Genomic DNA, 26,019 nt, shown 5'->3' on the forward strand with positions numbered 1-26,019 from the left:
CGCTCGGCCGAGACGGTGCGGTCCGGCGGTGCCGAACTCACCGGAACAACCCTCGGTCGGCTTACAGCCCGTACTTCTCCCGCGCTTCCTTCACCGCGGTCGCCTTGACCTCGCCGCGCCTGGCCAGCTGGGCCAGGGCCGCGACGACGACCGACTCGGCGTCGACGCCGAAGTGGCGGCGGGCCGCGTCCCGGGTGTCGGAGAGGCCGAAGCCGTCGGCGCCCAGGGAGGACCAGTCCTGCTCGACCCACTGCGCGATCTGGTCCGGGACCTGGCGCATGTAGTCGGAGACGGCCAGCACCGGGCCCTCGGCACCCTGCAGGGCCTGCCGGACGTACGGCACCCGCTCCTCGCCGCGCAGCAGGGCCGCGTCCGCCTCCATGGCGTCACGCCGCAGCTCCGTCCAGGAGGTGGCGGACCAGACGTCGGCCGCCACGCCCCACTCCTCGGCGAGCAGCCGCTGCGCCTTGAGCGCCCAGTGGATCGCCGTACCGGAGCCGAGCAGCTGGATGCGCGGGGCGTTCGCCACCACCGAGAGCCCGGCCGACTCCGCCGTGTTGAAGCGGTACAGGCCCTTGACGATGCCCTCGTCGATGCCGAGCCCGGCCGGCTTCGCGGGCTGCGGGAGCGGCTCGTTGTAGACGGTCAGGTAGTAGAAGACGTTCGGGTCCTCGCCCGGGGCAGGCTCGCCGTACATCCGGCGCAGACCGTCCTTGACGATCGTCGCGATCTCGTAGGCGAACGCCGGGTCGTACGACAGCGCGGCCGGGTTGGTCGCGGCGATCACCGGGGAGTGGCCGTCGGCGTGCTGGAGGCCCTCGCCCGTCAGGGTCGTGCGGCCCGCGGTCGCGCCGACGAGGAAGCCGCGGCCGAGCTGGTCGCCGAGCTGCCACATCTGGTCGGCGGTGCGCTGCCAGCCGAACATCGAGTAGAAGATGTAGAACGGGATCATCGCCTCGCCGTGCGTCGCGTACGCGGTCGACGCGGCGATGAAGTCGGCCATCGAACCGGCCTCGGTGATCCCCTCGTTGAGGATCTGGCCGTTCTTGGCCTCCTTGTAGTACATCAGCTGGTCACGGTCGACCGGCTCGTACGTCTGGCCCTTGGGCGAGTAGATGCCCAGGGAGGGGAAGAGGCTCTCCATGCCGAAGGTGCGCGCCTCGTCCGGGACGATCGGCACCCAGCGCTTCCCGGTCTCCTTGTCGCGGACGAGGTCCTTGACGAGCCGCACGAAGGCCATCGTCGTCGCCACGTTCTGCGAGCCGGAGCCCTTGTCGAAGGAGGCGAAGGCCTTGTCGGCGGGGGCCGGCAGGGGGGCCAGGGCGTGCGTACGGCGGGCGGGGGCCGGGCCGCCGAGGGCAGCGCGGCGCTCCTGGAGGTAGCGCACCTCGGCGGAGTCGGCGCCCGGGTGGCCGTAGGGCACCACACCGTCGACGAAGTCGCTGTCCTTGATGGGCAGTTCGAGCAGGTCACGCATCTGCTTGAACTCGTCCACCGTCAGCTTCTTCATCTGGTGGTTGGCGTTCTTCGACGCGAAGCCCTGGCCGAGGGTGTGGCCCTTGACGGTCTGGGCGAGGATCACGGTCGGCGCGCCCTTGTGGTCCAGGGCCGCCTTGTAGGCCGCGTACACCTTGCGGGCCTCGTGACCACCGCGCGAGAGGTGGAAGCACTCGATGATCTTGTCGTCGCTGATCAGCTTCGCCAGCTCGGCGAGCGCCGGGTCCTTGCCGAAGAAGTCGGCGCGGATGTAGGCGGCGTCCCGGGTCTGGTACGTCTGCACCTGCGCGTCCGGTACCTCGCGCAGCCGCCGTACCAGCGCACCGGTGGTGTCGAGCGCGAACAGCTCGTCCCAGGCGTTGCCCCAGAGCGACTTGACGACGTTCCAGCCGGCGCCGCGGAACTGGGCCTCCAGCTCCTGCACGATCTTGAAGTTGGCGCGCACCGGGCCGTCGAGGCGCTGCAGGTTGCAGTTGATGACGAAGGTCAGGTTGTCCAGGCCCTCACGGGAGGCGAGTGCGAGGGCGGCCGTGGACTCCGGCTCGTCCATCTCGCCGTCACCGAGGAACGCCCAGACGTGCGAGGACGAGACGTCCTTGATGCCGCGCGCCGTCAGGTAGCGGTTGAAGCGGGCCTGGTAGATCGCCGACAGGGGGCCGAGGCCCATGCTCACCGTCGGGAACTCCCACAGCCAGGGGAGACGGCGGGGGTGCGGGTACGACGGGAGGCCGTTGCCGCCGGCCTCCTGGCGGAAGTTGTCGAGGTGCGCCTCGGTCAGGCGGCCGTCGAGGAAGGCGCGGGCGTAGATGCCGGGGGAGGCGTGGCCCTGGATGTAGAGCTGGTCCCCGCTGCCGGCGGCCTCCTGCGACTCCTTGCCCTTGAAGAAGTGGTTGAAGCCGGTCTCGTAGAGCCAGGCCGCGGAGGCGAAGGTGGCGATGTGGCCGCCGACGCCGTGTTTGCTGCCCCGGGTGACCATCGCGGCCGCGTTCCAGCGGTTCCACGCGGTGATCCGCCGCTCCATCTCCTCGTCGCCGGGGACGGCTGCCTCGGCGGCGGTGGGGATGGTGTTGACGTAGTCGGTCTCCAGCAGCTTCGGCAGCGCGATGCCGCCCGCCTCGGCGCGCTCCAGCGTGCGGCGCATCAGGTACGCGGCGCGATGCGGCCCGGCCTCCCTGGCCACGGCGTCCAGTGAGGCCCGCCATTCGGCGGTCTCCTCCGGGTCCCGGTCGGGGAGCTGGTCGAGCGCGCTCGGCTGGATGGCCTGGGGGTCGGTCATGTCGCCGCCTTCCTCAGTCGAAGGGGGTTCCCTCATCGGTAAGGGTTCGGGGGTGCCCTTGGTCTTTGGCAGGACAGGGCGGCGGGCCCGGGTGCGGGCCCGTCGGCGACAATAACTCCCTGATCGATGATCGATCAAAGGGTTGAGGGGCAAAACTTCTCGATTCCGAGAAAGTCGGCACGGGGTGCCTCCGGCGGTGGCACCGGGTGACGCTTCCGGGGCGGGGTTTCTGCAGGTGAGACGGTGTTTTGAGCGAGGGAGTGCTCTTGTGTGGGGAGGGGGCACGAGAGACGACCGAGGGGGTCCGGCACCGCCGGAGCGCGCCGCGACGGCTGAGCACCGCTGCGGCGGGATACTGACCTAAGGCGTCTGAAGCATCGTCGGCCTTGGCGAAAGCGGCGGTCGGCCAAGCGTTCTCTTCCGCCGCGACGGTGATCGGCCGCGACGGCGCTCTTCGGCGGCACCGAACTCGCCGCAAGGCCGGGGGCTCATGCCTTCCGGGTGGCGGGTTCGCTGCAAGTCCGGGGGCTCACGGCTTCCGGGTGGCGGGTTCGCCGCAGCCCCGGGGGCTCACGGCTTCCGGTGGAGGCTCACGGCCGCGGCGCGCACCCCAGCACATGGGCCTTCACGATATCGGCGATGCGCGGATCCCGGCGCTGGAACGCGGCCACCAGCTCCTCGTGCTCCTCGGCGTACGACTGCTGGACCGTCCCCAGCCAGCGGATCGACAGCGCCGTGAAGACCTCGATGCCCAGGCCCTCCCAGGTGTGCAGCAGCACCGAGTTGCCGGCCGCCCGGACCAGCTCGCGGTGGAAGCCGACCGTGTGGCGGACCTGCGCCGTGCCGTCGGCGTTCCGGTCGGCCTCGTAGAGCGCCGTGACATGCGGGTCGAGCGCCGAGCAGTCCGACGCCAGCCGCTCCGCCGCCAGCTCCGCCGCGATCGCCTCCAGACCGGCCCGCACCGGGTAGCTCTCCTCCAGGTCGGCCGCCGTCAGGTTCCGCACCCGTACGCCCTTGTTCGGCGCGGACTCGATCAGCCGCAGCGACTCCAGCTCCCGCAACGCCTCCCGCACCGGAGTCTGGCTGACCTCCAGCTCGGTGGCGATCCGTCGCTCCACGATCCGCTCGCCCGGCTTCCAGCGCCCGCTGACGATTCCCTCCACGATGTGCTCGCGGATCTGTTCGCGCAGCGAGTGGACGACGGGCGCGGTCATGGGAGCTCCTTAAGGGCGTTGACGTTTAGACAATACGGCCGGACCGCCTCTCGGGAGAGGCGCACGGGGGCGCTTTCGCGCAGGTGAGACGAGACTTACACGCTTCCCAGGCGGGCCGGATCCGTAAAGCCCCGTACCGGGGTCGCTGCGGAGTCGTCACCGCCGTGTCACCGGCAGAACCCGCGCGGGCCGTTCGCTGTCGCGGTGTGCAGAGGGGCTCCGGCAGGGGCGGCCCCTCCGTGGCACTGGGGGCGAAATGAACATCGGGGGACGGACCGGCTGGGCGGTCACCGCGGCGGCCGTCGCGGCGGTCCTGGGGATCACGGCGTGCGGACCGACGGGCACCGGCCCGCACGGCGGCAAGGCCGGGAAAGTGAGGAGCATGGCCGCCCCGGCCGTCGGGACGGCTCTCCTCGGCACCCGGCCGCGCGGCGACGCCGGCGGCGCCTGCGTCTTCGTCAAACCCGACGGCGCGCAGAAGTTCGGCCACGTGGGGTGGGGCTTCCGGATCACCGGCACGGACCGGTGGGAGTACGGCGCCGTCGAGAACCCCAGCGGCAGGCTCTACACCCCGCCCGGCGGCGACATCGGGGCCTGGCACGCCCAGGGGTCGTACCGGCAGATGCTCCACGACATGTCGACCGACGCCAACTATCCCGGCAAGTCCGCCCACCCCTACAGCCGTTACCGGTGCACGTCGTCCTCGACGAGCGACGTCCCCGCCGCCCGGAAGATGATCCGTACCGTCGAAGGGCGCGGCTTCCTCGTCGGCATCGACCCGAGGACCGGGGAGCTGACCTCCCGGGACTGCCTCGACGCGACGTACGACGTCCTCAGGGCCTACCGGACCCGGCACCTGACCCCGGCACCCCACCTCGACATCCCCAACGTGTGGGTGGCCACGCTCGTCGGCTGGTCGGACGCCCGGCTGACGCCCGGGTGAGACGACGGTGCCCCGCCCGGAGCAGCTCCGGACGGGGCACCGTACGACTTCTCGGAAGGCTTACAGGCCGAGCTCGACCTCGAACTCGCCCGCCTCCAGGATCGCCTTGACGGCCGTCAGGTAACGGGCCGCGTCGGCGCCGTCCACCAGGCGGTGGTCGTAGGACAGGGTCAGGTACGTCATGTCGCGGACGCCGATGACCGTGCCCTCCTCCGTCTCGATGACGGCCGGACGCTTGACCGTGGCACCGATGCCGAGGATCGCGACCTGGTTCGGCGGCACGATGATCGTGTCGAACAGCGCGCCGCGCGAACCGGTGTTGGAGATGGTGAAGGTCGCGCCGGACAGCTCGTCCGGGGTGATCTTGTTCGCCCGGACCTTGCCCGCGAGCTCGGCGGTGGCCTTGGCGATACCGGCGATGTTGAGGTCGCCCGCGTGCTTGATGACCGGGGTCATCAGGCCCTTCTCGGAGTCCACCGCGATACCGACGCTCTCGGTGTCGAAGTAGGTGATCGTGCCCTCTTCCACGTTGATCCGGGCGTTGATGGCCGGGTGGGCCTTCAGCGCCTGGGCCGCCGCCTTGACGAAGAACGGCATCGGGGAGAGCTTGACGCCCTCACGCGCGGCGAAGGAGTCCTTGGCCTGGGCGCGCAGGCGCATCAGGCGGGTGACGTCGACCTCGACGACCGAGGACAGCTGCGCCTGCTCGTGCAGCGCCTTGACCATGTTGTCGCCGATGACCTTGCGGATGCGAGGCATCTTGACGGTCTGGCCGCGGAGCGGGGAGACCTCCAGCTTGGGGGTCTTCTTCGCACCGGCGGCCGGAGCGGCGGCGGCCACGGGGGCCGGAGCGGCCGCGGCGGCCTTCGCGGCCTCGGCGGCGGCGATGACGTCCTGCTTGCGGATCCGGCCGCCGACACCCGTGCCCTTGACGGCGCCGAGGTCGACACCGTTCTCGGCGGCGAGCTTGCGCACCAGCGGGGTGACGTAGGCACCCTCGTCGACCGGAGCGGCCGGGGCCGGAGCCGCGGCCGGGGTGACCGGGGCCGGAGCCGCCGGCGCGGGGGCCGGGGCGGCCGGAGCCGGAGCTGCGGCGACCGGCGCGGGAGCCGGGGCGGCCGGGGCGGGCGCGGGTGCCGGGGCCGCGGGGGCGGCCGGGGCGGGTGCCGGGGCAGCGGCGGCGGGCGCCGGAGCGGGCGCGGCCGGAGCCGGGGCGGCCGCCGGAGCGGCACCCGGGGCGCCGATGACGGCCAGCTTGGCGCCGACCTCGGCGGTCTCGTCCTCGGCGACCACGATCTCCAGCAGCACACCGGCGACCGGCGCGGGGATCTCGGTGTCGACCTTGTCGGTGGAGACCTCGAGCAGCGGCTCGTCCTCCGCGACCTCCTCGCCGACCGACTTCAGCCAGCGGGTGACGGTGCCCTCGGTGACGGACTCACCGAGCGCGGGCAGGACCACGTCCGTGCCCGAGGCGCCACCGGCCGGCGCGGCCGGGGCGGCGGCGGGGGCCGGGGCGGGAGCGGCGGGGGCCTCGGCCACCGGGGCCGGGGCGGGGGCAGCGGCCGGCTCCGGGGTCGGCTCGGCGGCCGGGGCCGGGGCGGCCGGAGCGGGCGCGCCGGTGCCGTCGTCGATGATCGCCAGCTCGGCGCCCACCTCGACGGTCTCGTCCTCGGCGACCTTGATCGAGGCGAGCACGCCCGACGCGGGGGCCGGGATCTCGGTGTCGACCTTGTCGGTCGAGACCTCGAGCAGCGGCTCATCGGCCTCGACGCGTTCACCCTCGGCCTTCAGCCAGCGGGTGACGGTGCCCTCGGTGACGCTCTCGCCGAGCGCCGGAAGGGTTACGGAAACCGCCATGGTTTCGGTTGCTCCTTACGAATTGCGGAAGTCTGAGTCGTCGCGTGTGTCGACCGAGGGTCAGTCGTGCGAGTGGAGCGGCTTGCCGGCCAGGGCCAGGTGCGCCTCACCCATCGCCTCGTTCTGCGTCGGGTGGGCGTGGATGAGCTGGGCGACCTCGGCGGGCAGCGCCTCCCAGTTGTAGATCAGCTGGGCCTCGCCGACCTGCTCGCCCATGCGGTCGCCGACCATGTGGACGCCGACCACGGCACCGTCCTTCACCTGGACGAGCTTGATCTCGCCCGCGGTGTTGAGGATCTTGCTCTTGCCGTTGCCCGCCAGGTTGTACTTCAGGGCGACGACCTTGTCCGCACCGTAGATCTCCTTGGCCTTGGCCTCGGTGATACCCACGGAGGCGACCTCCGGGTGGCAGTACGTGACCCGGGGGACACCGTCGTAGTCGATCGGAACGGTCTTCAGACCGGCCAGACGCTCCGCCACCAGGATGCCCTCGGCGAAGCCGACGTGCGCGAGCTGCAGTGTCGGGACCAGGTCACCGACGGCGGAGATGGTCGGGACGTTCGTCCGCATGTACTCGTCGACCAGGACGTAACCGCGGTCCATGGCGACGCCCTGCTCCTCGTAGCCGAGGCCGGCCGAGACCGGGCCGCGGCCGACGGCGACGAGCAGGACCTCGGCCTCGAACTCCTTGCCGTCGGCGAGGGTGACCTTGACACCGTCGGCGGTGTACTCGGCCTTCGAGAAGAAGGTGCCCAGGTTGAACTTGATGCCGCGCTTGCGGAAGGCGCGCTCAAGAAGCTTGGAGGAGTTCTCGTCCTCGACCGGGACGAGGTGCTTGAGGCCCTCGATGACGGTGACGTCCGCACCGAAGGACTTCCAGGCGGAGGCGAACTCGACGCCGATGACCCCGCCGCCCAGGATGATCGCGGACTTGGGCACGCGGTCCAGGACGAGGGCGTGGTCGGAGGAGATGATGCGGTTGCCGTCGATCTCCAGGCCCGGCAGCGACTTCGGCACGGAGCCGGTCGCGAGGAGGACGTGGCGGCCCTGGACGCGCTGGCCGTTCACGTCGACGGAGGTCGGGGAGGAGAGACGTCCCGTGCCCTCGATGTACGTCACCTTGCGGGAGGCGATCAGACCCTGCAGGCCCTTGTACAGACCGGCGATGACGCCGTCCTTGTACTTGTGGACAGCCGGGACGTCGATGCCCTCGAAGGTGGCCTTGACGCCGAACTGCTCGCTCTCGCGGGCCTGGTCGGCGATCTCGCCCGCGTGCAGCAGGGCCTTGGTGGGGATGCAACCCCGGTGCAGGCAGGTACCGCCGACCTTGTCCTTCTCGATCAGGGCGACGTCCAGGCCCAGCTGCGCCCCGCGCAGGGCCGCGGCGTAACCGCCACTACCACCGCCGAGGATCACTAGGTCGAAAACGGTGCTGGCGTCGTTCGCCACGTCACGTCCTCCATGCATGTGCGCCGTACGCCGGGCACCTTTTTCCCATACGGGTGGTTGACCGGTCGGTCGGCTGGTGTCCGGCCGCTCTTCTTCGGCCCTGTGGTGGGGGCCCTGTCCTGCCGAGCCCCATCTTCGCACTTGTCGGAGGTGAACGAGACGCCGGGCTGGGGTGTGAGACGCCACACGCAGCGCCCCTCAGGGGCGCGGGGAACCGCGCGAGCAACCCCCACGGCCCGCGGTCGCCTGACGACGGAGCGGACCGGGTCAGTGGGCGACGGGACCCCGCCCTACCCGCGCGCGGGGTCCCGTCGGTGACATCAGCCCAGGTCACCCTCGGCGGTCAGCTCGGCAAGCCGCACCAGTGTCCGCACCGCCGACCCCGTCCCGCCCTTGGGCGTGTAACCGAACGCACCGCCCTCGTTGAAGGCGGGCCCGGCGATGTCGAGGTGCGCCCAGGTGATCCCCTCGCCCACGAACTCGCGCAGGAAGAGTCCGGCCACCAGGCCGCCGCCCATCCGCTCACCCATGTTCGCGATGTCCGCCGTGGGCGAGTCCATCCCCTTGCGCAGGTGCTCCGGCAGCGGCATCGGCCACGCCGGCTCGCCGACCTCCTCGGCCGCCTCGTGGATCGCCGTACGGAACGCGTCGTCGTTGCCCATGATCCCGAACGTCCGGCTGCCCAGCGCCAGCATCATGGCCCCGGTCAGCGTCGCCACGTCGACGATCGCGTCCGGGTTCTCCGCCGACGCCGCCCACAGCGCGTCGGCGAGGACCAGCCGGCCCTCGGCGTCCGTGTTGAGCACCTCGACCGTCTTGCCGCTGTACATGCGCAGCACGTCACCCGGGCGCACGGCGGAGCCGGACGGCATGTTCTCGGCGAGCGCCAGCCACCCGGTCACATTGACCCGCAGGCCGAGGCGCGCCGCCGAGACGACGGCCGCGAAGACCGCCGCCGCGCCGCTCATGTCGCACTTCATCGTCTCGTTGTGCCCGGCCGGCTTGAGCGAGATACCGCCCGAGTCGTAGGTGATGCCCTTGCCGACGAAGGCGAGGTGCTTGTCCGCCTCGGGGCTCGTGTACGACAGCTTCACCAGCCGCGGGGTCGCGGCCGAGCCGCCGCCGACGCCGAGGATGCCGCCGTAGCCGCCCTTGACGAGCGCCTTGTCGTCGAGCACCTGGATCTTGATGCCGTGCTCCTTGGCCGCCTCCTGGGCGATCGAGGCGAACGCGGCCGGGGTGAGGTCGTTCGGCGGGGTGTTGATCAGGTCGCGGGCACGGTTGAGCTCCTCGGAGACCGCGATGGCGCGGGCGAGGGCCGCCTTGTGGGCCGCGTCCCGCGGCTTGCCGCCGAGCAGCGTGGCCTCGGCGAGCGGCGCCTTGCCGTTCTTCGCCTTCCCGTTGCCGCCGTTGTCCTTGTAGACGTCGAAGGAGTAGGCGCCGAGCAGCACACCCTCGGCGATCGCGCCGACGGCGGCCGTGTCCTCGACGGGCAGCGCGAAGGCCGCCTTCTTCGCGCCGTTGAGCGTGCGGGCCGCGACGCCGGCCGCTCGGCGCAGTGCCTCCGCGTCGTAGCCGGCGTCGCCGTCGGGCTCGGCGCCCAGGCCGACCGCGATGACGAGCGGGGACTTGAAGCCGGCCGGCGAGGGCAGCTTCGTCAGTTCGCCCTCGGCACCCGAGGCACCGAGGGTCTCCAGGACGTCGGCGAGCTTGCCGGCGTAGGCCTTGTCCACGGCCTCGCCGCCCGGCGCTACGACGAGGTCCCCGGACCGGGAACCCGTGCCCTTGGCGACACCGATCACGATCGCGTCGGCCCGGAGGCCGGGCGCCGCTGAGGTGCTGAGATTGAGAGCAGTCACGGTGGTGGAATCTCGCTTCCGATGTTGAGTTGCTGTGGCCGAGTGGGTGGGTCGACCGGGCCCGGGAAGCGACCCTAGGCAGTGGCCTGGGGGCGCGTTGCCACCGGGGCCTTCACCCTGTCGGCGAACACCCGGGACGAGCCTACGCGTGTGGATGCGTTCGCTCATTCCTGCGGGCGTTCACCTGAGGGTGGCGTCATGGCCACTTCCCCCTCTCGCGCTTGGTGACCTGGGCCACACTCGTCGCGTTCCGGTGGGTGGGGCAGCCTGCCACTTCGCATGATTTCCACTGATCCCGTGGCAGGCCGCACCGGACGCCGGCAAGGTCACCGCCTACCGCGTCGGCAGCCCGGTCACCGTCACGGCCCCCTCCGGGATCCAGGTCCCGGTTACCGCGCCGGAGGGCACGAAACAGCAACTCCTGGTCGCCGCGCAGACGTTCGGAACGTCGTACGCCGGTGCGCGCTCGGCCTGGACCACACGGGGCTCCCGCAGTCGGCGGTCTCGCTGAAACTGCCGTAGGCGCAACCCCGCGGAGCGACCGCGGCACACCGAGGCCCGCGCGTGGGCCTCGGTGTGCCGGGCGGTACCCGGGGTGGGAGATCATCGACGGGGTCCCTGTCGCACACCCTGGAGCCCGCCCGGTGAAAATCCGCACCACCGCACCCCTGCTCGTCCCGCTGGCCCTGCTCGCCGGCTGCACCGGGGCCCCGGCCCCGGACGACGCCGGGCGGTGGCAGCCGAGCCCAGGGGCCACCTGGCAGTGGCAACTGAGCGGCCGTGTGGACACGTCCGTGCGGGCGTCGGTGTACGACATTGACGGCTTCGACCAGTCCAGGGCGACGGTCGGCACCCTGCACGGCAAGGGCCGCAAGGTCATCTGCTACCTCTCCACCGGCGCCTTCGAGGACTGGCGCCCCGACGCGAAGAAGTTCCCCGGGTCGGTGCTGGGGCGTGGCAACGGCTGGAAGGGCGAGCGCTGGCTGGACATCCGCCGTACGGACGTCCTGGAGCCGTTGATGGCGGCCCGCTTCGACATGTGCAAGGACAAGGGCTTCGACGCGGTGGAGCCCGACAACATGGACGGCTACAAGAACCGCACGGGTTTCCCCCTCAAGGCGGCCGACCAGCTCCGCTACAACCGGCTCATCGCCCGGCTGGCCCACGACCGGGGCATGTCGGTGGGCCTGAAGAACGACCTGGACCAGATCCCGCAGCTGGTCGCCGACTTCGACTTCGCGGTCAACGAGCAGTGCGCCCAGTACGGCGAGTGCGACGACCTGAAGCCGTTCATCAAGGCGGACAAGGCCGTCTTCCACGTGGAGTACGAACTGCCGACGGCGAAGTTCTGCGCCCAGTCGCGCAAGCTGAAACTGAGCTCACTGGAGAAGAAGTACGAGCTGGGGGTGTGGCGCAGAACCTGTTGAGGACGCCTCAGACGTGACTCGACCTTCAGCCCCCCAAAGAAAACACCAGAAGCGCCGTGGTCGCCGCCGTCTCGGCGAGCGCCCCGAACACATCCCCCGTAACCCCACCGAACCGCCGCCGGCACAGCCGCAGCAGCACATCCGTCGCCGCCTCCGCCACCACCACCGCGAGCAGCGCCCGCAGACTGTCGGCCGACCCCACCAGCGCTCCGGCCCCCGCCGCCACCACCATCACCGCGACCGTGACCACCGACGCCCCCACCTTCGGCACCACCCCGGCCACCGCCGCCCCCAGCCCCTCCGGCCGGGCCGCGGGCACCCCCTCCACCGCGGCCAGGCTCATCGCCAGCCGGGCCACCGTGGCGGCGACGACCGCGGCCAGCATCCCGTGCTGCCACGAGCCGCCGTAGGCCTGGGCCAGCGCGGCCACCTGGCCGAGCAGCACGAGGACGAGCGTGATCACGCCGAACGGCCCGATGTCCGACTGCTTCATGATCCGCAGGGCTTCCTCGGCGGGCTTGCCGCTGCCCAGCCCGTCGGCGGTGTCGGCGAGCCCGTCCAGATGCAGCCCCCGGGTGAGCACGGCCGGTACCGCGACCGCGGCGACCGCGGCCACCAACGCACTCGCCCCGGCCAGGACCAGCAGCGCGCCGACCGCGCCCGCGCAGAGCCCGACGGCGAGGCCGGCCAGCGGCGCGAGCAGCATGCCGCCCCGGGCGGCCTCGCGGTCCCAGCGGGTCACCTTCACGGGGAAGACGGTGAGCGTGCCGAAGGCGAAGCGCAGGCCGTCACGCCAGGGAGTCGCAGAGGTCGCAGCCACCGGCGCAGGTTACCCGGTGGTCAGGAGGGTCCCCGCCAGGGCCGGGGATAAAGTGCGCACATGGGACATTGGCTGGAGCGGAACGTCATCGAGCCGGGCAAACTCCCCATGCTGCTCGCCCTGACCGCCTTCGTCCTGACCTTCGTGATCACACGGGTCGTCACCCGGCTGATCCGCGCCGGGAAGGGCCCGTTCGGCAACGTGAAGGCCGGCGGCCTGCACATCCACCATGTGGTCCCCGGGGTCGTCCTCGTCGTCATCGGCGGTTTCGGCGCGGTCGCCGGCGGCCGGCAGGGCTTCGGCGCGGCCCTCGCCGCGATCGTCTTCGGTATCGGCGCGGGGCTCGTGCTCGACGAGTTCGCCCTGATCCTGCACCTCGACGACGTCTACTGGACCGAGGAGGGCCGCCAGAGCGTCGAGGTCGTCGTCATCACCGCCGCGATGGTCGGGCTGCTGCTCGCCGGGTTCTCGCCGTTCGGCGTCAACGACATCTCGGCCGACGAACTCCAGGACCGGGGCGCCGTCATCGCGAACACCGTGGCGAACTTCCTCTTCTCGCTCGTCGCCCTGAGCAAGGGCAAGGCCCGTCTCGCGATCTTCGGGGTGGTCGTCCCGTTCGTCGGTCTGGTCGGCGCGGTCCGCCTGGCCCGTCCCGGCTCGGCCTGGGCCCGCCGCTTCTACGGCAACCGCCCGCGCGCCCGGGCCAGGGCCGGGCTGCGCGCCTACCACCACGACCTCCGCTGGGCCCGGCTCAGCAGGACCCTTCAGGACTGGATCGGCGGCAAGCCCGACCGCCCCGAACCGGCCCGGCTGCCCGGCCGCCGCTGACGCCACCGCCGCCGCAGCCGCCGTCCCGCCGCCACCGCCGCGTACAGCGCCACCACGCCGGCGATCGCCGCCAGGTGCTCCTTGCCGGCGAGGTTGTCCTTGAGCGCCACCTCGACCACCATCGCGGCCGCCACCGCACCCGCGGTGACGTACGCGCCGTACCGCCATCCCAGGACGACCGCGAGCCCGACGACGGCGGCCGAGGGGCCGGTGTCGACCACCCAGGCGTCCGAGGCGGGCAGGCCCAGGGGGCTGTGCGGACCCAGCGCGATGCCGACGCGGGCGTACAGCGTGCCGGCGAGGGTCGCGACGTACGCGACGGTCAGCGTCCGCCACCAGCCCAGGCACACCTCGGCGATGCCGAACACGACCAGGATCTGCGCCAGCGCGCCCCACACCGGCAGGTCCAGCGCCGGGACGAACAGCGACAGGGGAGTGCGCAGCAGGGCCAGCCAGAGCGGGTCCGCGGCGCGCACGCCCCCGATGTCCTGCACGAACCGGTAGCCCCACGACTGGTTCTGGACGAACTGCAGCAGCGCCGTCAGACACACCGCCGCGACCGCCATCGGCACCGCCCGCAGCCGCCGCTTCGCCAGCGCGCCGCGCACGGTGGTGTACAGCGGACCCCACTCGGCGCGGGCCCGGCGGGCGAGCGACTTCATGCGGTGGTCCTCACCGGCGGGAGTCCCGGTCCGTGTCCAGGTGCCGTCGGCGCAGCCATCTCGGCAGCACCGGCGTCTCCAGGAACCCCTCCGCACGAGCCGACGAGAGGCCGATGCGCGGCAGGTCCGCGCTCTTCTCGAAGAGCAGGAACCGGGGTTCCCAGATGGGCCGGTACTTGGCGTTGGCCCGGTACAGGGACTCGATCTGCCACCACCGGGAGAAGAAGCTCAGCAAGGACCTCCACAACCGCAGCACCGGCCCCGCGCCGAGCCGCGCGCCACGCTCGAAGACCGACCGGAACATCGCGAAGTTCAGCGAGACCTGCGTGATCCGGATCTCCCCGGCGCGCCGCAGCAACTCGATGACCATGAACTCCATCAGCCCGTTGTCGCAGTCCCGGTCCCGCCGCATCAGGTCGAGGGAGAGCCCGCCGGGACCCCACGGCACGAACGACAGCAGCGCCCGCAGCCGGCCCTCCCCGTCGGTGCACTCCAGCATCACGCACCGCCCGTCCCGCCCGTCCCCGAGCCGCCCCAGCGCCATGCTGAACCCGCGCTCGGTGGCGCCGTCCCGCCAGTCGTCGGCGCGCCGCAGGAGGTACGACATCTCGTCCGCGGGGATGTCCTCGTGCCGGCGGATCCGCACCGAGTAGCCCGCCCGCCCCACCCGGTTGTGAGCCTGCCGGACGGTCCGCATGGCCCGCCCCTCCAGCGTGAACTCGGCGACCTCGACGATCGCCTCGTCACCCAGCTCCAGCGCGTCGAGCCCGTGCCGCGCGTACACGGTCCCGGCCTCCTCGCTCGCCCCCATCACCGCCGGGATCCACCCGTGCGCCCGCGCCTCGGCCAGCCACGGCACGATCGCCCCCGGCCAGGCCTCCGGATCCCCGATCGGATCCCCGGAGGCGAGCGACACCCCGCCGACCACCCGGTAGGCCACCGCCGCCTTCCCGGTCGGCGACCACACCACGCTCTTCTCCCGGCGCAGCGCGAAGTACCCGAGCGAGTCCCGGTCGCCGTGCCGCTCCAGCAGCGCCCGCAGCCGTTTCTCGTCGTCCTCGGTGATCGGGTCGACGGCGCGGCGGGAGCGGAAGGCGGCGTACAGGACGGTGAGGACGAGGAGCGTGCTCAGCACGTTGACGGAGACGTTCACCCAGTTGGGCGGTGCGATGTACGGGAACCGGGAGGGGTCGGCGGCGACCGAGACCAGGCGCAGGGTGCCGTAGTGCCAGCGCTCCGCGAACGTCGAACGGGCGGCGTGCGGGGCCTGGTTGGTGACGGTCACGAGGAGGGCGGCGAGCAGCGAGGCGAGCAGGCCGCCGCCGACGGCCACGGTCGCGGCGAGCCGGGGATTCGACCGGTCGCCCTTGGCGTAGAACTCCCGGCGGCCGGCGAGCAGTGCGCCCACGAAGGCGGCGGTCAGCGCGATGGAGAGCCAGTTCTGCGGGTACCGCCGGATCTCCGGGAACGCCATGGCGAACGCGAACAGCGCGAGGAACAGGCCGCTCAGGACGAGGTTGAGGATCCAGGCGGCCCGCTTGCGGCGCCGCATCGTGATCGCGAGGAACGCGGTGAACACGCCGGAGGCGAAGCCGGCGGTCAGCAGGTACGGCGTGAAGAAGTCCTCCTGGTTGTGCCGCCGCACGTCCTGACCCAACGACACCCACACCGCGCTGAGGAAGTTGACGAAGGCGACGGCTCGCAAGTACCACACGGCAAAGGCGGCGCCCCGCCGGGAAACCCCGCCGGCCCGCCGCCCCACCGCACGTCCACCACACCGCTCAACGGCAATTCGGACATCTCCCATGGAGATGGATCATATGGGCGCCCCGCAACGAACACCGTCACCCACCCAGACCGCACCGCCCCCCGCCGACCTCTTCCGTCCCCCGCCCCGTCGTGCCCGCCGGTCTCTTCCGTCCCCCGGCCCGTGGTGCCCGCCGGTCTTTTCCGCCCCCCAGCCCGTGGTGCCCGCCGGTCTCTCCGTCCCCCCGGCCCCTCTCGCCCACCGGTCTCTTCCGCCCCCCGGCCCGTCGTGCCCGCCGGTCTCTCCGTCCCCCCGGCCCCTCTCGCCCACCGGTCTCTTCCGCCCCCCGGCCCGTCGTGCCCGCCGGTCCTTTCGTCCCCCCGGGACGTCTGCTCCGCCGGTCTTTCTTTCCCGCCGCGACGGTGCTCGGCCGAGACGGTGTGGTTCGGCGGTGCCCGTGCGGCCTCGGCTCGTCGGTTTCTACTCCTGCGGCTTCTCGTCCGGCTCCGGATCCTCCGGCTTCTCCGGGAGTTCCGCCGCCAGGGCTGCCGCGGACTGGACCAGTGGCAGGGCGAGCAACGCTCCCGCTCCCTCACCGACCGTCAGACCCTGTTCCAGCAGCGGCTCCAGGGCCATCCGGTCCAGCGCCTTGGCCTGGCCCGGCTCCCCGCTGTCGTGGCCGGCCAGCCACCAGTCCGGTGCCCGGAACGCGATCCGCTGCGCGACCAGCGCACACGCGGCGGCCACCACCCCGTCCAGCACCACCGGCAGCTTCCGTACCGCCGCCTGCAACAGGAACCCGGTCATCGCCGCGAGGTCGGCCCCGCCGACGGTCGCCAGCAACTGCAACTGGTCCCCGAGCACCGGCCGCGCCCGCCGCAACGCGTCCCGGATCGCCGCACACTTGCGCATCCACGCGAGGTCGTCGATGGCGAGCCCGCCCCGCCCGGTCACCACGGACGCGTCGGTCCCGCACAGCGCCGCGACGAGTACGCAGGCCGCCGTGGTCCCCCCGACGCTCACATCGCCGAGCACCACCAGATCGGTCCCGGAGTCGGCCTCCCCGTCGGCCAGCGCCGTCCCCGCCCGGAAGGCCGCCTCCGCCTCCTCCAGGGTCAGCGCGTCCTCGATGTCGATACGGCCGCTGCCCCGCCGCACCCGGTGCCGTACGACCTCCGCGGGCAGCGTGTCCGGGTCGCAGTCCAGCGCCATGTCGACGATCCGCAGGGGCACCCCGAGCCGCCGGGCCAGCACCGCCACCGGGCTGGCCCCCTCCAGGATCGCCCGCACCAGCAGCCCGGCACTTCCCGCGGGCCGCGCGGACACGCCGAGTTCGGCGACGCCGTGGTCACCGGCGAAGAGCAGGACCCGTGGCCGTTCGACCGGCCGTACCGGCACGGAACCCTGTGCGGCGGCCAGCCACTCACCCAGGTCGTCGAGGCGGCCCAGCGACCCGGGCGGCACGATCAGCCGCTCCCGGCGCGCCTCTGCGTCACGGCGCACTCCGCCGTCGGGGCGCTCGATCAGATCGGTGAAGTCGTCGAGATTAAGCGAGCTCATTCGCCGAACAGTACCGGCACCGAACTAACGGTTCGGTGCCAGATCGCCACCACACCCGCACGGCGTCTTGGCAGGCAAGATCGGTATCCCATACGTTCCGTTTTGCAGTGGATTGCGTACAGGGAGCACAGGGAGCCGCCCATGCCGCCCACACCCGAACTCCTCCCGGGCACCGACCGGTTCCACGAGCCGCGCCGCGAGGACTGCCCTTGGTGCGGTTCCAGACGCCTGCGCACCCGGCTGCGCACGCCCGACCTCCTCCATCACCGGCCCGGGACGTTCGCCGTCGACGAGTGCCGCGACTGCGCCCACGCCTTCCAGAACCCCCGGCTGACCGCGGAGGGCTTCACGCTCTACCACCGGGACTACTACGAGGGCCGTCTGGAGGACTACACCGACCGCCTGCTCGCGACCCCCGGCGGCCGCCGCCGGCACCGCGCCGCCGCCCGCGCGATGCAGGCGCTGACGGAGCCGGAGAGCTGGCTGGACGTCGGCACCGGCCGCGCCCACTTCCCGCGCACGGCGAAGGAACTCTTCCCGTACACGTCGTTCGACGGCCTGGACTCGACCCTGCGGGTGACGTGGGCCCAGGCCGAGGAGCACGTCGAGGAGGCCCACTGCGGCCACCTGACCGCCCCGCACATGCTGGTCCGGCTGCGCGCCCGCTACGACGTCGTCAGCATGTTCCGGCACCTGGAACACGCCCCCGACCCGCGCGCCGAACTCCGCGCCGCGCTCGCGGCGCTGCGCCCCGGCGGGCACCTCCTGATCGACATCGCCAACCCGCGCAGCGCCTTCGGCGCGCTCCTCGGCAAGTGGTGGATCCCGTACGGCCAGCCCCGCCATCTGCATCTGCTGCCGCCGGCCAACCTGCGGGCCGAGCTGGAATCCCTGGGCTGCGAGATCCTGAAAGCCGACCGGAAATCGCCCCACATCCCGTACGACATCTCGGCGGCGCTCACGCTGGTGCTGGGCCGGGTGCTGCCGAGGCGAGCGGTACGCGCCACGGCCCCGCTGGTGGCCGTGGCGGCGGCCGTCGACCACGCGTTGGCCCCCTTGCTGTGCCGCACGCCGTTCTCCAACGGGTACCGGATCATCGCGAGAAAGGGGCGCTGACCCCCGCACTCCACCCCCCCGCACCCTCCACTACCGCAGCACCACCGCCTGCCCGGCCACCACCAGCACCAGCTGCTCGCACTCGTCCGCGAACGCCGCGTTCAACCTGCCCAGTTCGTCCCGGTACCGGCGTCCCGACGCCGTGGCCGGGACGATCCCCGACCCCACCTCGTTGGAGACGGCGACCACCGTCCGCCGGGTCGCCCGCACCGCCTCCGCCAGCTCCCGCACCCGCTCCCGCAGCGCCTTCTCCCCGCCCGACGCCCACTCCGTGTCGTCCCACGCCCCGACGGAGTCCATCGCGTCCGTCAGCCACAGCGACAGACAGTCCACCAGCAACGGCGGCCCGTCCTGCGTCAGCAACGGCACCAGGTCGCACGTCTCTGTCGTACGCCACGACCCCGGCCGCCGCTCCCGGTGCACGGCGACCCGCTCCGCCCACTCGGTGTCCCCGCCGCGCGTCCCGCCCGTGGCGACGTACAGCACGTCGGGGAAGGACTCCAGCCGCCGCTCGGCCTCCACGGACTTCCCGGACCGCGCCCCGCCCAGCACCAGCGTCCGGCGCGGCACGTCGGGCACGTCCTCGTACACCCCCACCGTCAGCGTCGTACCGTCCGGCACCGCCCGCGCCCCGGCCGCCGCCAGCCGCCGCCGCAACTCCGGGCCGGGCGGCACGTCGTGGTCGAGATGGACGGCGATGACGTCGGTGGCCGGGCCCACCGCCCCCACCGCCCGCAGGCGCGCCAGCGCGTCCGGGCGGCCCACGACATCCAGGAGCGCCATGTCGTACGACTCCGCGCTCCCGCTCCCGTTCTCCAGCCCGGCCGGCGCGCCGCCCGGCGGCAGGTACAGCAGCCGCTGCCCGTCGGGGCCGGTCACCGCGTATCCGGTGCCGCCCGCGTCCATCGCCAGCGCCCGCACCCGGTGCCCGGTCAGCAGCGCCAGCTCCCGGCCGTCCGGCACCCGCCCCGGCTGCGGCAGCCCGGCCGGCACCTCGACGGCGGGCCCGTCGTGCGGATGCGACAGCAGCACCTGCCGTACGCCGGTGAGCGACCGCCCGGCGCGTGCCGCCGCGAACGCCGCGCCCGGCGTCAGATCGAGCAGCAGCGTTCCGTCGACGAGCGCCGCCGTGGCGGCCCGGACGTCCGCCCCGACGGCGCAGGCACAGGCCGCGCAGGGACAGTCCGGGCGGGGCAGACCCGCGGGAGCACCGGTACCGAGCAAAGTCACTTCCACGCCCTGATTTTCACCCGACGCGATGAGTCCTGCCCTCAGTGGTAGTCCCGAAGGGGTCCTGCGCCCTGCACTGACCACATACGATGCACCAGTTGGATCAAAGGAGGCCTACATGGCGGCATGGACGTGGCGGTTCGAGAAGGCCGACGGGACGGAGGTCCAGCCCGCGGTGGAGCCCGAGGAGTTCACCACCCAGGGCGACGCCGAGTCCTGGATCGGCGAGCAGTGGAAGGAGCTGCTGGCCGGCGGCGCCGACCAGGTGCGGCTCTTCGAGGACGCCACCGAGATCTACGGCCCGATGAGCCTGCACGCGAACGAGTCCTGAGCGGTGCCGGTCAGGGGCGGCCCACCGAGGGCCGCCCCGCCGTCACTGCTCGCCCAGCGTCACATCCACCGTCCGCTCGACGTCGTTCCGGCTGTACGTCACCTTCGTCTTCTGCCCCGGCCGGTCCGTGGCGAGCGACTCGGCCAGTGAGGTGATGGTGGTGACGTCGTCGTCACCCACTCGGATGATGATGTCCCCGGGCCGGATGCCCGCGTTGTCGGCCGCGTCCCCCGGCTTCACGGTCACCACGGCCACCCCGGCCGGCTGGTAGTTCACGTCGACCACGGTCCGCCCGCTGATGCCGAGCGCGGCCCGCCCCGAGTCGACGACCTTGCCCTGCTTGATGATCTGGTCGGCGACCGTCTTCACCATCGACCCCGGGATCGCGAACCCGATCCCCGGCGCCGCGGCGTTGCCCAGGTCGGGGTCGTTCGCGGCGAGCGTCGGGATGCCGATGACCTCGCCGTCCAGGTTGACCAGGGCGCCGCCGCTGTTGCCGGGGTTGATGGCGGCCGAGGTCTGCACCATGTTCGGGATGGTGGCGCCGGTGCCGCCGCCCTCCTGGTTCTCGCTGACGGTCCGTCCGGTCGCCGACACGATGCCCTCGGTGACGCTGGACGACAGCCCGAGCGGCGAGCCCATGGCGAGCGTGATCTGCCCGACCTCGACCTTCCCGGTGTCCCCGAAGGTGGCCGCCTTCAGCCCGCCGGGGACCTTGTCGAGCCTGATGACCGCCAGGTCCTGCTCGGGGTAGGAGTAGACGAGCGTCGCGGTGAGCGGTTCCTCGTTGTTGGCGGTCGTCACCTTGAACTTCTTCTCGCCCTGGACGACGTGCGCGTTGGTGACGATGTGTCCGCTGCCGTCGTAGACCACGCCGGAGCCCAGATCGCTGCTGGCCTGGATCTGCACGACCGACGGCAGGACCTCCTTGATCACCTTCTGGTACTGGTTCTGCAGATCGGCCGCCGCCACGGGAACGGCCGCCATCTGGGCGGCCCGGGTGGTCGAGCCGTCCTCGGCCGTGTCGTCGCCGAAGGCGGAGCAGCCGGCGACGAGGGCGAGACAGCAGGAGCCGAGTACGGCGGCCGTCCGGAGGATCCGACGGGTACGGGAAGCGTCCATGCTCCCGAGTCTCGTGGCGGGGTGCCGGTCCGGCTCGTGCTGCTGACCCGAACGAGCAGCACGCGACGGGTTCAGCCGCGGACCCCGCACAGGTGCAGCAGCGCCGCGACCGCCCGGTACGGATCCGTCCGTCCGGCCCGCTCCTCCGCCGCCAGCAGCGTCTCCAGGCCGGCGGGCGGTTCGGCGCCGTCCGCGGCCGTGTCCGTGAACACCCGTACGCCGTACCAGGAGTGCAGCGGCGCACCGATGCCGGCGAGCGCGGCGGTGAGGGTGGTCAGCCGGTCGGCCCGCACCTCAAGGCCCAGCCGGTTGCGGTAGGAGACGGTGTCGAAGGCGTCCATCGCGCCCGTCCAGTCCCCGCTCAGTCCCGGCCGCATGGCCAGCGCGTCGGCGTTGCGCACCAGCAGCGACAGCAGTCCGCCCGGGGCCAGCATCCGGGCCAGTCCGGCCAGCAGCGCGTCCGGCTCCTCGACGTACATCAGCACCCCGTGGCAGAGCACCACGTCGAAGCTGCCCGGCAGGAAGTGGACGCCGGTGTCCCGGCCGTCCCCCTCGACGATCCGCACCCGCTCGCGGATGCCCTCGGGCTCACCGGCCAGGGCCTCCCGCGCGGCCGCGATCATCGTCGGTTCCCGCTCGATGCCGGTCACCTGGTGCCCGGCCCGGGCCAGCCGCAGCGCCTGCGTGCCCTGGCCCATCCCCACGTCGAGCACCCGCAGCCGCTGCCCGACCGGGAACCGCCCGGCTATCTGCTCGTCGAGCTGCCGGGTCACCAGCTCCTGCCGTACCACGTCACGCAGACCGCCCAGCCTGGTCAGCCAGGCCTTCGCCGCGCCCCCGGAGAAAGGCTCTGTGCTCAGGGCCGCTCTCCGCGCTTGACCTGCGGCTTGGGCAGCCGGAGCCGGCGCATCTGGAGGGAGCGCATCAGCCCGTAGGCGACGGCGCCCTTCTTGTTCTGGTCGGGGAAGCGCTCGGCGAGGCGCTTGCGCATCCGGAGGCCGCTCACCACCGCGTCGAGCACGATCAGCACGATCACGACCAGCCACAGCAGCAGCGCGATGTTCTTGATCGCCGCGTTGTTGACCACGCTCATCACCAGGATGATCACGGCCAGCGGCAGGAAGAACTCCGCCACGTTGAAACGCGAGTCGACCCAGTCGCGGGCGAACTTGCGGACCGGGCCCTTGTCACGGGCCGGCAGATACCGCTCGTCGCCGGTGGCCAGCGCCTGGCGCTGCCGCTCCATGGCGGCACGCCGGTCGTCGCGCTGACGCTTGGCGGCGTCCTTGCGGTTGGTCGGCGTGGCGGCCACGCTGCGGCGCTGGGTCTGGGCCTCACTGCGCTTGGGCGTGGGCCTGCCCTTGGGCGCCTGCGGGTCACGGGTCTGCTTGGAGTCGGTCACCGCCGCCTTGTCGGCGGGGGCCTTCTCTTCCTTGGCACGGCTACGGAACACAAAACCCAAGGGTACGGGGTAATCAAAAGGTGCGGGGCCGCAGGCCCCTCAAAATAAGGGTGGTGGTGGGCGACGGGCGGGTGTGGGCCCGAGTCCGGCGGGGAACGATCCCGCAACGCCACTCGTCTCCATAGGGGACAGAGGGGACGTTGCAGACGGTTCGCTCGGTTCGTACGGCGTTGATCCGGAGTCGATCCGGCGTTGTACGAGGGTTGTACGGCGGTTGCGTGCGGGTTCACCGGGGTGTCGCCCCGGGAGACCCTGGGGGGCCACCTACTACCTGTGCCGGAGCGGATGCGGCCGCAGTCGTCCTTGGGGATGAGCGCATCGGTCCCCGAACAGTGCGGTAATGGAGGCAGGGCCCGTACTGTGGGTTCTGTCGCAGGATCTGTGAGCCGGAGTCCGTCAGAAGGGGGCGCGCGAAGCCCATGAGCGGTGTCATGAAGCGTATGGGGATGATCTTCCGCGCGAAGGCGAACAAGGCCCTGGACAGGGCCGAGGACCCGCGCGAGACCCTCGACTACTCGTACCAGAAGCAGCTCGAGCTGCTCCAGAAGGTGCGCCGCGGGGTGGCCGACGTCGCCACCTCCCGCAAGCGGCTCGAACTCCAGCTGAACCAGCTCCAGCAGCAGTCCACCAAGCTGGAGGACCAGGGCCGCAAGGCGCTCGCGCTCGGCCGTGAGGACCTCGCCCGCGAGGCGCTGTCCCGCCGCGCCGCACTCCAGCAGCAGGTGACCGACCTGGAGACCCAGCACGCCACCCTCCAGGGCGAGGAGGAGAAGCTGACCCTCGCGGCCCAGCGCCTCCAGGCCAAGGTGGACGCCTTCCGTACGAAGAAGGAGACCATCAAGGCCACCTACACCGCCGCCCAGGCCCAGACCCGCATCGGCGAGGCCTTCTCCGGCATCTCCGAGGAGATGGGCGACGTCGGCCTCGCCATCCAGCGCGCCGAGGACAAGACGCAGCAGCTCCAGGCCCGCGCCGGCGCCATCGACGAACTGCTCGCCTCCGGCGCCCTCGACGACCCGACCGGCATGGCCAAGGACGACATCGCCGCCGAGCTGGACCGGCTCTCCGGTGGTACGGATGTGGAGCTGGAGCTGCAGCGCATGAAGGCCGAGCTCGCCGGAGGTTCGCCCCAGCAGGCGATCGAGGGCGGCACCGGCCAGGGCCAGCAGTCGCAGCAGCCGCAGGACACCCCGCGCTTCGACAAGCAGTAGCCGACGCCTGGAGGGCGACATGGCCGACATGGTCGTAAGGATCATGGGGGAGGGCCAGGTGAGGCTGGCCGACAGCCACCTCACCGAACTGAACAAGCTGGACGACGAACTCCTGGCGGAGACGGAGGCCGGCGACGAGGCGGCCTTCCGTCGCACCCTGACCGCCCTCCTGGACAAGGTCCGAGAACTGGGCACTCCCCTCCCGGACGACGCCCTGGAACCCTCGGACCTGATCCTCCCCTCCCCGGACGCCACCCTGGAGGAGGTCCGGGACCTCCTGAGGGACGACGGCCTGATCCCGGGCTGAGTGCACACCATCAGCCCGTCCGGTGTTTGAGGACGAGGCCGTTCAGGCCGAAGCGGGGTCTGGGGGCGCAGCCCCCAGGGGCGGTGCCCGCGGCGGGCCGAACCGACGGTTCCGGCCCGCACGAACCAGCCGTACTGTTCAGACCGTGAGCCCCTTCGAGAGAGCCCGCTGCAGAGTCGGCGCCCATCCACTCGCCGTGGACGCGGTCATCGCCGCGGGCGCCCTCGTGTGCATGGTCGTCAGCTCTTTCGCCGTCCCGCACGGCGCGCACGGCGTCGCCTGGGGCATCCGCGCCCCGGACCCCCTCAGCCTGGTCCTGATGACGCTCGCCGCCGTCGCCCTGGTCTTCCGCCGGCACGCCCCGAAGACGGTCCTGGCCGTCACCGGCGCGGCCTCCGTCGTCGAGTGCGTCACCGGCGACCCCCGGGCCCCCGTCGCGATGGCGGCCGTCGTCGCCCTCTTCACCGTCGCCGCCACCACCGACCGCCGCACCACCCTGCGGGCCGGCCTGCTCACGATGACCGTGCTGACCACCACCGCGATGGCCGCGGGCCCCCTCCCGTGGTACGCCCAGGAGAACCTCGCGATCTTCGCCTGGACCGGCATCGGCGCCACCGCCGGGGACGCGGTGCGCAGCCGGCGGGCCGTCGTCCAGGCCATCCGGGAGCGCGCCGAGCGCGCCGAGCGGACCCGCGAGGAGGAGGCCCGCCGCCGGGTCGCCGAGGAGCGCCTGCGCATCGCCCGTGACCTGCACGACGTCGTCGCCCACCACATCGCCCTGGTCAACGTGCAGGCGGGCGTCGCCGCGCACGTCATGGACAAGCGGCCCGACCAGGCCAAGGAGGCCCTCGCCCACGTCCGCGAGGCCAGTCGCTCCGCGCTCAACGAACTGCGCGCCACCGTCGGCCTGCTCCGCCAGTCCGGCGATCCCGAGGCCCCCACCGAACCCGCCCCCGGCCTGCACCGCCTCGAAGAGCTCGCCGACACCTTCCGCAACGCGGGCCTCCAGGTCGAGGTGGCCCGCGCCGACCAGGGCACCACCCTGCCCGCCGCCGTGGACCTGGCCGCCTACCGGATCATCCAGGAGGCCCTGACCAACGTGCAGAAGCACGCGGGACCCGAGGCCAAGGCCGAGGTCAGCGTCGTACGCGTCGGACCGCGCATCGAGGTCACCGTCCTCGACAACGGCTCCGGCGAGGACACCTCCCCCGAGGAGGGCGGCGGCCACGGCCTGCTCGGCATGCGCGAGCGCGTCACCGCCCTGCGCGGCACCCTCACCACCGGCCCCCGCTACGGCGGCGGCTTCCGCGTCCATGCGATCCTGCCGGTCAAGACCGACACCGACGACCGTACGAACCACCGAACGGCCGCCCTGGGGGATTCCGTATGACGATCCGTGTCCTGCTCGCCGACGACCAGGCCCTGCTGCGCAGCGCGTTCCGCGTACTCGTCGACTCCGAGCCCGACATGGAGGTGGTCGGCGAGGCCTCCGACGGCGCCGAGGCGGTGCGGCTGGCCGGGGAGACCCGGGCCGACGTCGTCCTGATGGACATCCGGATGCCGGGCACGGACGGCCTGGCCGCCACCCGGCTGATCAGCGAGGACCCGTCCCTCGACCGGGTCCGGGTGGTCATACTGACCACCTTCGAGGTCGACGACTACGTCGTGCAGGCGCTGCGCGCCGGTGCCTCCGGCTTCCTCGGCAAGGGCAGCGAACCCGAGGAGCTGCTGAGCGCCATCCGGGTCGCCGCCGGCGGCGAGGCGCTGCTCTCCCCGACCGCCACCAAGGGGCTGATCGCCCGCTTCCTCGCCCAGGGCGACGGCGGCGCCGACGGCCGCGACCCGGCCCGCGCCGAGCGGCTCGACGCCCTCACCTCACGCGAGCGCGAGGTGCTGGTCCAGGTCGCCGGCGGGCACTCCAACGACGAGATCGCCGAGCGCCTGGAGGTCAGCCCGCTGACCGTGAAGACGCACGTCAACCGGGCCATGGCCAAGCTGGGCGCCCGGGACCGGGCCCAGCTCGTGGTGATCGCCTACGAGTCGGGGCTGGTCCGTCCGAGGATGGACTGACCTCCACCCGGACGTACTGCGGCGGGAGTAG

22 protein-coding genes are annotated in these 26,019 nt (G+C 72.3%); 9 read left to right on the forward strand and 13 right to left on the reverse strand.

Annotation, left to right across the window (positions count from 1 at the left end; translation table 11 throughout):
• Positions 1–61 precede the first annotated feature (61 nt).
• On the reverse strand, positions 62–2,773 hold the full coding sequence (gene aceE / locus ACZ5K7_RS41160) for a pyruvate dehydrogenase (acetyl-transferring), homodimeric type (protein WP_468922330.1): 2,712 nt from the start codon (positions 2,771–2,773) through the stop codon (positions 62–64).
• Between the two features lie 590 nt (positions 2,774–3,363).
• Positions 3,364–3,987, reverse strand: coding sequence for a GntR family transcriptional regulator (locus ACZ5K7_RS41165; protein ID WP_351712764.1), 624 nt, complete (start codon positions 3,985–3,987; stop codon positions 3,364–3,366).
• Positions 3,988–4,243: 256 nt separating this feature from the next.
• On the opposite strand from ACZ5K7_RS41165, the gene ACZ5K7_RS41170 reads away from it, so the two are divergent.
• Entirely contained in the window at positions 4,244–4,930 is a 687-nt protein-coding gene (locus ACZ5K7_RS41170) for a hypothetical protein (RefSeq protein ID WP_351712766.1), read from the forward strand.
• Between the two features lie 60 nt (positions 4,931–4,990).
• Here ACZ5K7_RS41170 and sucB read toward each other — a convergent pair whose 3' ends face one another.
• The 3 genes from sucB to ACZ5K7_RS41185 all read right to left on the reverse strand — a co-directional run bounded on the left by sucB (position 4,991) and on the right by ACZ5K7_RS41185 (position 10,095).
• Positions 4,991–6,787 carry a 2-oxoglutarate dehydrogenase, E2 component, dihydrolipoamide succinyltransferase gene (gene sucB / locus ACZ5K7_RS41175; protein ID WP_468922334.1) on the reverse strand — a complete coding sequence of 599 codons (1,797 nt, stop codon included), beginning with the start codon at positions 6,785–6,787 and terminating at the stop codon, positions 4,991–4,993.
• Positions 6,788–6,847: 60 nt separating this feature from the next.
• Positions 6,848–8,236 (reverse strand): dihydrolipoyl dehydrogenase, encoded by a 1,389-nt coding sequence (lpdA, locus tag ACZ5K7_RS41180; protein WP_351712770.1) that lies wholly within the window; start codon positions 8,234–8,236, stop codon positions 6,848–6,850.
• 320 nt (positions 8,237–8,556) lie between these two features.
• The gene (locus ACZ5K7_RS41185) at positions 8,557–10,095 is read right to left on the reverse strand and encodes a leucyl aminopeptidase (protein ID WP_468922337.1); all 1,539 of its coding nucleotides are present in this window, start codon (positions 10,093–10,095) and stop codon (positions 8,557–8,559) included.
• Between the two features lie 650 nt (positions 10,096–10,745).
• Here ACZ5K7_RS41185 and ACZ5K7_RS41190 point away from each other — a divergent pair.
• The gene (locus tag ACZ5K7_RS41190; protein WP_468922442.1) at positions 10,746–11,522 is read left to right on the forward strand and encodes an endo alpha-1,4 polygalactosaminidase; all 777 of its coding nucleotides are present in this window, start codon (positions 10,746–10,748) and stop codon (positions 11,520–11,522) included.
• A 25-nt stretch (positions 11,523–11,547) separates the two neighbouring features.
• Here ACZ5K7_RS41190 and ACZ5K7_RS41195 read toward each other — a convergent pair whose 3' ends face one another.
• Positions 11,548–12,342 carry an adenosylcobinamide-GDP ribazoletransferase gene (locus tag ACZ5K7_RS41195; protein WP_468922340.1) on the reverse strand — a complete coding sequence of 265 codons (795 nt, stop codon included), beginning with the start codon at positions 12,340–12,342 and terminating at the stop codon, positions 11,548–11,550.
• A gap of 60 nt (positions 12,343–12,402) precedes the next feature.
• Here ACZ5K7_RS41195 and ACZ5K7_RS41200 point away from each other — a divergent pair, with 60 nt between their 5' ends.
• The gene (locus ACZ5K7_RS41200) at positions 12,403–13,170 is read left to right on the forward strand and encodes a hypothetical protein (RefSeq protein WP_468922342.1); all 768 of its coding nucleotides are present in this window, start codon (positions 12,403–12,405) and stop codon (positions 13,168–13,170) included.
• On the opposite strand, the gene ACZ5K7_RS41205 is transcribed toward ACZ5K7_RS41200, so the two are convergent.
• The 3 genes from ACZ5K7_RS41205 to cobT all read right to left on the reverse strand — a co-directional run bounded on the left by ACZ5K7_RS41205 (position 13,107) and on the right by cobT (position 17,139).
• Positions 13,107–13,832 carry a hypothetical protein gene (locus tag ACZ5K7_RS41205; RefSeq protein ID WP_468922345.1) on the reverse strand — a complete coding sequence of 242 codons (726 nt, stop codon included), beginning with the start codon at positions 13,830–13,832 and terminating at the stop codon, positions 13,107–13,109. The genes ACZ5K7_RS41200 and ACZ5K7_RS41205 overlap by 64 nt on opposite strands.
• A gap of 10 nt (positions 13,833–13,842) precedes the next feature.
• The gene (locus tag ACZ5K7_RS41210) at positions 13,843–15,639 is read right to left on the reverse strand and encodes a phosphatidylglycerol lysyltransferase domain-containing protein (RefSeq protein WP_468922348.1); all 1,797 of its coding nucleotides are present in this window, start codon (positions 15,637–15,639) and stop codon (positions 13,843–13,845) included.
• Between the two features lie 420 nt (positions 15,640–16,059).
• The gene (gene cobT / locus ACZ5K7_RS41215) at positions 16,060–17,139 is read right to left on the reverse strand and encodes a nicotinate-nucleotide--dimethylbenzimidazole phosphoribosyltransferase (RefSeq protein ID WP_351712786.1); all 1,080 of its coding nucleotides are present in this window, start codon (positions 17,137–17,139) and stop codon (positions 16,060–16,062) included.
• Positions 17,140–17,280: 141 nt separating this feature from the next.
• On the opposite strand from cobT, the gene ACZ5K7_RS41220 reads away from it, so the two are divergent.
• Positions 17,281–18,255, forward strand: a complete 975-nt coding sequence (locus ACZ5K7_RS41220; RefSeq protein WP_468922351.1) for a class I SAM-dependent methyltransferase — start codon at positions 17,281–17,283, stop codon at positions 18,253–18,255.
• A 30-nt stretch (positions 18,256–18,285) separates the two neighbouring features.
• Here the strand turns inward: ACZ5K7_RS41220 and ACZ5K7_RS41225 are convergent, their stop codons facing one another.
• Positions 18,286–19,491, reverse strand: coding sequence for a bifunctional adenosylcobinamide kinase/adenosylcobinamide-phosphate guanylyltransferase (locus tag ACZ5K7_RS41225; RefSeq protein ID WP_468922354.1), 1,206 nt, complete (start codon positions 19,489–19,491; stop codon positions 18,286–18,288).
• A 112-nt stretch (positions 19,492–19,603) separates the two neighbouring features.
• Between ACZ5K7_RS41225 and ACZ5K7_RS41230 the strand changes: the two genes are divergently transcribed.
• Positions 19,604–19,816, forward strand: a complete 213-nt coding sequence (locus tag ACZ5K7_RS41230) for a hypothetical protein (RefSeq protein WP_351712792.1) — start codon at positions 19,604–19,606, stop codon at positions 19,814–19,816.
• A 42-nt stretch (positions 19,817–19,858) separates the two neighbouring features.
• On the opposite strand, the gene ACZ5K7_RS41235 is transcribed toward ACZ5K7_RS41230, so the two are convergent.
• From ACZ5K7_RS41235 to ACZ5K7_RS41245, 3 genes are all read right to left on the reverse strand, one after another.
• Positions 19,859–20,938 (reverse strand): S1C family serine protease, encoded by a 1,080-nt coding sequence (locus tag ACZ5K7_RS41235; protein WP_468922358.1) that lies wholly within the window; start codon positions 20,936–20,938, stop codon positions 19,859–19,861.
• A 71-nt stretch (positions 20,939–21,009) separates the two neighbouring features.
• A complete protein-coding gene (locus ACZ5K7_RS41240) occupies positions 21,010–21,711 on the reverse strand; it encodes a class I SAM-dependent methyltransferase (RefSeq protein WP_351712796.1) in 702 nt (233 codons plus the stop codon).
• A gap of 83 nt (positions 21,712–21,794) precedes the next feature.
• Complete coding sequence (locus ACZ5K7_RS41245; RefSeq protein WP_351712798.1) at positions 21,795–22,391, reverse strand: DUF3043 domain-containing protein; 597 nt, start codon at positions 22,389–22,391, stop codon at positions 21,795–21,797.
• A gap of 428 nt (positions 22,392–22,819) precedes the next feature.
• Between ACZ5K7_RS41245 and ACZ5K7_RS41250 the strand changes: the two genes are divergently transcribed.
• The 4 genes from ACZ5K7_RS41250 (at position 22,820) to ACZ5K7_RS41265 (ending at position 25,988) form a co-directional block, all read left to right on the forward strand.
• Entirely contained in the window at positions 22,820–23,611 is a 792-nt protein-coding gene (locus tag ACZ5K7_RS41250) for a PspA/IM30 family protein (protein WP_351712800.1), read from the forward strand.
• Positions 23,612–23,639: 28 nt separating this feature from the next.
• The gene (pspAA, locus tag ACZ5K7_RS41255; protein ID WP_351712818.1) at positions 23,640–23,918 is read left to right on the forward strand and encodes a PspA-associated protein PspAA; all 279 of its coding nucleotides are present in this window, start codon (positions 23,640–23,642) and stop codon (positions 23,916–23,918) included.
• Positions 23,919–24,063: 145 nt separating this feature from the next.
• The gene (locus tag ACZ5K7_RS41260) at positions 24,064–25,308 is read left to right on the forward strand and encodes a sensor histidine kinase (protein WP_468922363.1); all 1,245 of its coding nucleotides are present in this window, start codon (positions 24,064–24,066) and stop codon (positions 25,306–25,308) included.
• The gene (locus tag ACZ5K7_RS41265) at positions 25,305–25,988 is read left to right on the forward strand and encodes a response regulator transcription factor (RefSeq protein ID WP_351712804.1); all 684 of its coding nucleotides are present in this window, start codon (positions 25,305–25,307) and stop codon (positions 25,986–25,988) included. The genes ACZ5K7_RS41260 and ACZ5K7_RS41265 overlap by 4 nt, the downstream gene beginning before the upstream one ends.
• Positions 25,989–26,019: the final 31 nt, after the last annotated feature.

The sequence above is a fragment of the Streptomyces sp. NPDC031497 genome (genome assembly GCF_055580905.1).